At 68.3% G+C, this 6115-nt stretch carries 6 protein-coding genes; 1 reads left to right on the top strand and 5 read right to left on the bottom strand.

Features of this window, described 5'->3' with window-relative positions; all coding sequences use genetic code 11:
* Positions 1–104 precede the first annotated feature (104 nt).
* Positions 105–425 (bottom strand): hypothetical protein, encoded by a 321-nt coding sequence (locus tag AC5JLE_RS06300; protein WP_032960776.1) that lies wholly within the window; start codon positions 423–425, stop codon positions 105–107.
* Between the two features lie 153 nt (positions 426–578).
* Between AC5JLE_RS06300 and AC5JLE_RS06295 the strand changes: the two genes are divergently transcribed.
* Positions 579–1526 carry a nucleoside hydrolase gene (locus AC5JLE_RS06295; RefSeq protein WP_024956998.1) on the top strand — a complete coding sequence of 316 codons (948 nt, stop codon included), beginning with the start codon at positions 579–581 and terminating at the stop codon, positions 1524–1526.
* A 4-nt stretch (positions 1527–1530) separates the two neighbouring features.
* On the opposite strand, the gene AC5JLE_RS06290 is transcribed toward AC5JLE_RS06295, so the two are convergent.
* From AC5JLE_RS06290 to AC5JLE_RS06275, 4 genes are all read right to left on the bottom strand, one after another.
* Positions 1531–2790, bottom strand: a complete 1260-nt coding sequence (locus AC5JLE_RS06290) for an MFS transporter (protein ID WP_262216611.1) — start codon at positions 2788–2790, stop codon at positions 1531–1533.
* 78 nt (positions 2791–2868) lie between these two features.
* Positions 2869–3882 (bottom strand): hypothetical protein, encoded by a 1014-nt coding sequence (locus AC5JLE_RS06285; RefSeq protein ID WP_262216610.1) that lies wholly within the window; start codon positions 3880–3882, stop codon positions 2869–2871.
* 125 nt (positions 3883–4007) lie between these two features.
* A complete protein-coding gene (locus tag AC5JLE_RS06280; protein WP_262216609.1) occupies positions 4008–5321 on the bottom strand; it encodes a sensor histidine kinase in 1314 nt (437 codons plus the stop codon).
* Positions 5318–6058 carry a response regulator gene (locus AC5JLE_RS06275; protein WP_032960784.1) on the bottom strand — a complete coding sequence of 247 codons (741 nt, stop codon included), beginning with the start codon at positions 6056–6058 and terminating at the stop codon, positions 5318–5320. The genes AC5JLE_RS06280 and AC5JLE_RS06275 overlap by 4 nt, the downstream gene beginning before the upstream one ends.
* Between the last annotated feature and the right edge of the window lie 57 nt (positions 6059–6115).

Below are 6115 nucleotides of genomic sequence, written 5' to 3'. Positions count from 1 at the left end.
CGCGGTTTTTTTTGGTTTTTTCTCTGTTGTTTTTTTTTTTCCGCCGGGGGGGGGGGCTTTGTTCCTTGGGGCTGCGCGGCGGCCCCCCCCCCGCTACAGGGACCTCAATCGCCGCAGCTGCCGCCGTCCCCCCCACCACCATCACTGCTGCAGTCGGAGCTGCTGTAGCTGTGATGGCTGTGGCTGTCACCGGAATAGCCAACGGAGGTGTCATGGCTTGCGCCGCCATCCCCCCGGCTGCCCGAGCCATCGGCCGTGGCCACTGCCAGGCACAGGATGGCGCCGACCAGCGGCAGCAGCCAGACCAGCAGCAGCTGCACTGCGCGGCCACCCGCCGACAGGCCATCACGCCTGACGATCACCACGGTAGCCGCCACGTTCAGGCCCAGCACCAGCAGGACCAGCAGAAGGGCAACGATCAGCATTCGGTGGCTCCATGCCTGGACTGGAGGGCATTATGGGCCTGCCAGCCCGGCAATGGCCCTGCCCGTCATGAAGATGGGACAATGCAGGGCGCGCCGGCCTGCTTCCAGGCCGCCGGCGCCCCCCGCACCACACGGAAGAAGAAGAACAACAACATGCTGAAAGTCATTTTCGATACCGACCCGGGCGTCGACGACGCCCTGGCCCTGCTGTACCTGCACAAGCACGCCCAGATTGACCTGATCGGCGTCACCACCACCTTCGGCAATGCCTCGGTGGAGTCGACCACGCACAACGCGCTGTACCTGAAGCAGGCCTGGGGCTTCGCCGCCCCGGTCGCGCGCGGTGCCGGTGGCCCGCTGCAGCCGGAAGCCACCCCGGAAGCCTGGCCGGTGCACATCCACGGCCACAACGGCCTGGGCAACCACCCGGTGCCGGCCGAACTGGACGTGGCCGCCGACGCGCGCCCCGCTCACCAGCTGATCATCGACCTGGTCCGCGCCCATCCGGGCGAAGTGACCCTGGTCGCGGTCGGCCGCATGACCAACCTCGCGCTGGCCCTGCAGCAAGCCCCGGACATCGCCGGCCTGGTGCGCGGCGTGGTGATCATGGGCGGCGCCTTCCACGTCAACGGCAACATCACCCCGGCCGCCGAAGCCAACATCTGGGGCGATGCCGAAGCGGCCGACGTGGTGTTCACCGCCAGCTGGCCGGTGACCGCCATCGGCCTGGACGTGACCACCCGCGTGGAAATGGACCGTGACGGTCTGGACAAGCTGGCCGCCATCGGCGGTGCCGATGCCGAACTGGTGCGTGCGCTGTCGCAGGATTACGTGGACTTCTACCTGCAGGCCGGCCACAAGGGCATGGTCGTGCACGACTGCTGCGCCTGCATCGCGCTGACCCGTCCGGAGCTGTTCCAGTTCGAGCGCGCCAGCGTGCGCGTGGCCACCGACGGTGTTGCCCGCGGCATGACCATCCCCAAGCCGGAAGGCCTGGCGTTCGGCCCCAGCGTGTGGGACGGCCACGTGGTGCAGTCGATTGCCATCGGCGTGGATGCGGCTGCAGTACTGGCCGACATCGAGCAGACCCTGAAGGTCTGACCGGCTAGCGCCTGGCCCTGCCCGGGACCGTCTCGGGCAGGGTCCACAGCACCGGCAGCACCAGCACCGCCACCAGCGCGATCATCGCGCCTGGCGCTGCTGCCCACCCGCTGCGTTCCACCCACCATTGCGCCAGCCATGGCGTTGCCCCGCCGAAGAAGGCCGTGGCCATGGTCACGCCCAGTGCCAGCCCACTCACCCGCCCTTCGCCGGGGAACTGCTCGGCCGTGGCCGGGGCCGCCACCGCGCTCACGCCACCGGCCACGCAGGCCAGCAACACCGCGGCCAGCGCGATGCCCAGCGGCGTCGCCTGCGCCATCCACGCGAACAAGGACAGCGGCAGCAGCGCTGCCAGCACGGTCAGGCCCAACAGCACCGGCCGTCGTCCGACACGGTCGGACAATGCGCCGCACAGGGGCGTGATCGCGATCACCGCCACGGCCGCAATCGTCGACAGCCACAGCGCATCGCCCTCATCGTGGCCCCGCGCATGCAGGAATGCGGGCACATAGGTGATGCCGACGTAGTAAGTAATCGAGCCCAGCGCCGAGATCGCGAACGTGCGCGCCACCGCCAGCGGATGGTTGCGCAGCACATGCTTCAGCGGCGTCGCGGGAATGCTGCCCTCGCGGCGCTGCCGCTCGAACTCCGGCGACTCGTGCATGCCCGAGCGCGCGACCAGGATCACCAGTGCCAGCGCAGCGCCGACGAAGAACGGAATACGCCAGCCCCAGCTGTCCAGCTGCGCGGGCGCGAGCAGCGCCACGGTGACCGCCGAGATCGCTACCGCCAGCAGTGCGCCTACTTCACTGGCGGCCGAGGCCAGCGAGGTCACCAGGCCACGCCGCCGCGCCGGTGCGCTTTCCAGCAGATATGCCACCACGCCGGTGTACTCACCGCCCACCGAAAACGCCATCACGCAGCGCAATACCAGCAGTAGCACGCCCGCCGTGGTACCTGCGGTGGCCGCGGTCGGCAGCAACGCAGTGGCCAGCATCGCCGCCGCCATCAACGCCATCGAAGCCAGCAGCATCCAGCGCCGGCCCAGGCGGTCGCCCAGGTGGCCGAAGCACAGCGCGCCCAGCGGGCGCATCAGGTAGGACACCGCGAAGCCTGCCAGCGTGACCAGCAGCGCCTGTTCGCCGCCGCCGAAGAACACCCGCGACAGCACCGTGGCGAAATACAGGTACAGGGTGAAGTCGTACCACTCCACTACCGTGGACAGGCCCGCCACCCACATCGAGCGCTGCCGCGCCGCGGTCATTGCGTGTTCGCCTTCAACAGCCTCGGTCCCGGTTGCGCAGGTTCGGGGCAGGATGTCATGGCCCGGGTGAAATACCGGTCATCGGCCATCCGCTGCCTGCATGTACTGGGTTTCATGGCCGGTGAAGCGCTCACCGTCAAAACCGAAGCAGAAGCGCCCTTCCTCGAACACGCGGTAGACCAGCAACGCGCCATCGAGGCAGAACTGCTGCCGGTCCACGCCCGTCTCCAGTGTCCCGTAGCCGGTAGCATCACCGCCCTTTCCCGCCGGCCCGGTGGAGGCATCGAACGGCAGTGGCGTCGCCCTGCCCGTGCGGGTATCGACCAGCACCAGCGTGCGCTGGAAATACTCCGGACGATCATCGACCTGTACCAGCAGGTAGTGCCGGTTGAAATTGGGTTTCTGATGCTGGAGGGCATCTTCGATGGCTGCGCGGTGCCGCGCATCGCAGAAGTCGACCGGGCTGTAGCGGTAACTGCAACCGTCGTGGTCGTAGGGCAGGTTCATGCCGGAATAGCTGATGCTTCCCTCGCTGTCCACGTCGTGGCCCAGTTCCGGGGTGCTGCACAGCAGCCACGAACGCTGCGCATCTTCGGGATCGGCCATCAGCTTCGGCTCGCGGCCCGCCTCGTAAGCCGCATCACCCGGGAAGTCCTGGCCGAAACGCTGGCGGACGATGGGACGTGCCTTCTCCAGCGGCAGGCCGATCCTGGCCCCACGGAACGAAACGAATGTCATCGTCGGCAGGATCACCTCTTCCACCGGCAGCCCCTTCCACTGCCCCTGCACGCAGAACGTGGCGATCTCGTTCTCCACGTCTTCCTTGCAGGGCTTCGGCGCGTTCGCCGCCAACCAGGGATGGGCCGGGCGCCCGGTCTGCTGATCGATGTACCAGCCGTCCAGCGCGCAGGTCGGCAAGGCGTCGAGCAGCGGAGAGAGATCTGTTGCGGTGGCCGGGGCGGCAGGCGGTGTGCCCGCTGCGGGTGCGTCGGTCGGTGCGTCCGGTGTGCGCTGGCAGGCCGCCAGCGCGAGCAGACCGACCAGCAGCGCGACGTGGCGCGGGCGCTGGATTGAATGCTGCGTTCCCTGCATTGCGTGCTTCCTGGTTTCGACACTCCCTGCAGATGATCGCCGATCCCAAGGCCGTGCAGGAACGTCACAGATCCCACATCGGGGTCAGAGCCCTTCGCTCCCGCAAAGGGATCCGACCCCGCCCGTTACCCCGGCAGCTGCAGCTCAGCCATCAGCCCGCCACCCTCGCGGTTGCGCAACCGCAGCGAGCCGCCCAGCGACTGCGCCAGTTGCACCGCGATGGCCAGTCCCAGGCCAGTGCCACCGGTATCGCGATTGCGCGAGCTTTCCAGCCGATGGAACGGCGCCAGCACTGCCTGCAGCTGGTCCTCGGGGATGCCCGGGCCACGGTCGGAAATTCCGATCCATACCCTTCCGGCCTCGTCACGGCCGGCCTCGATCTCGGCAGCGCCGGCGTAGCGGAGTGCATTGTCGACCAGATTGCCGACCACCCGGCGCAGCGGCTGCGGCCAGGTCTGCACGACCAGTCCAGCGGGTGCTCCGCCACTGACCGGCTTGCCCATGTCCTCGTAATCGCCGACCACACTGGCCAGGAACGCGCCCAGGTCCATCGACACCGGCGCGCCACTGGCGACGTGGCTGCTGCGCGCATAGGCCACACCCTCGCGCACCAGTTGCCCAAGGTGGTCGAGGTCGGCCAGCAGCCGCTGCTGGGTGCTGTCTTCAGGCAGGGTCTCCACCCGGAGCTTCATGCGCGTGATGGGGGTCTGCAGGTCATGCGAGATCGCGGCCAGGATCTGCAGGCGTTCACTGACATGGCCACGAATGCGTGCCTGCAGTGCGTTGAGCGCGGCTGCTGCGCCGCCCACTTCCGCCGGGCCATCTTCAGGCAGTGCAGGCCCGTCCTTGCCCGGCTGCAGATGCTCCACCGCATGCGACAACTGCTGCAGCGGGCGCATGGCCAGGCGCACCGCCAGCCACGCGCACACCAGCAGCAGCGCCAGCTGCACCAGCAGCACGGCGGGCAGCCAGCGCGCCAGCGGCAGGCCCGACGGGGTGACTTCAATGGTCAAGGGAGTGCCGTCGTGCAGGCGCAGTTCCACCTCGAACCGCTCCGGCAGGCGAGCCACCTGGCGCGCCTGCAACGGATAGCGGTGCTGCAGGCTGTCATCGATGATCGCCGTGACCTGGCGTGCACGATCGGTCTGCAGCCCCGGTCCGGCCGCGGCCGGGCGCAGCAGGTAACGGTAGGTGCGCCGCTCCAGCCGCGGCACCCAGGCATCGCGCTGGTCCGCGGGCAGGTGCTCCAGCAGCGCGACACTCACGGCCACGTCTTCGTCCAGATTGCGCAGCATCATGCTGCGGGTGGACTGGTAGCGTTCGAAGAACAGCAGGCCGAAGGACAGTGCGTGGGCCAGCGCCAGTCCGCCCAGCAGCACCAGCAGCAGCCGCGCCGACAGCGTGCGCGGCCAGCGTGGGCGGCGCGCGGTGGTGTTCATTCGTCCGGCCCCAGCAACTGCACCGGCACGCTGAACACATAGCCTTCGCTGCGCACGGTCTTGATGTAGGTCGGCTCGCGTGCGTCGTCACCCAGGCGCTGCCGCACGCGGCTGACCAGCAGGTCGATCGAGCGATCGAACAGTTCGGCATCGCGGCCCTGGGTGAGGCTGAGCAGCTGGTCGCGGCTGAGCACCCGATTGGCGTGATCGAGGAATACGCGCAACAGGCGGAATTCGGCGCCACTGAGTGGATACGCGGTGTCCTGTGCATCCAGCAGATGGCGTGCGGTGGTGTCCAGGCGCCACTCGCCGAAGGCCAGCTGGCGACCGGCTTCGCTCACCTGCAGATTCGGCGGCAACATCCGGGTGCGGCGGATCACCGCATTGATGCGTGCCAGCAGTTCGCGCGAAGAGAAGGGCTTGGTCACGTAGTCATCAGCGCCCATTTCCAGGCCGATGATGCGGTCGGTTTCGTCGTCGCGGGCAGTCAGCAGCACCACCGGCACCGCACGATGCTTGCCGGCGCGCAGGTTGCGGCACAGGCTCAGTCCGTCCTCGCCCGGCATCATCACGTCCAGCACGACCAGATCCACGGCATGGGTATCCATCAGCGCGCGCATGGCCCGGCCACCGTCGGCCTGGCTCACGCGCAGGCCGTTGCGTTGCAGGTAATCGGCCAGCATCTGGCGGATCTCGCTGTCATCGTCGACGACCAGGATGTGCGGTACGTGGTTCATTGCGTTCTCGATGAGGACGAAGGTCAAGGCCGCGCGGTGCGGCCATGGTAGCGCGGC

The sequence above is a fragment of the Stenotrophomonas sp. genome (genome assembly GCF_059505245.1).
The sequence above is the reverse complement of the archived record's forward strand: the minus strand, read 5'-3'. Positions and strand labels throughout refer to the sequence as shown.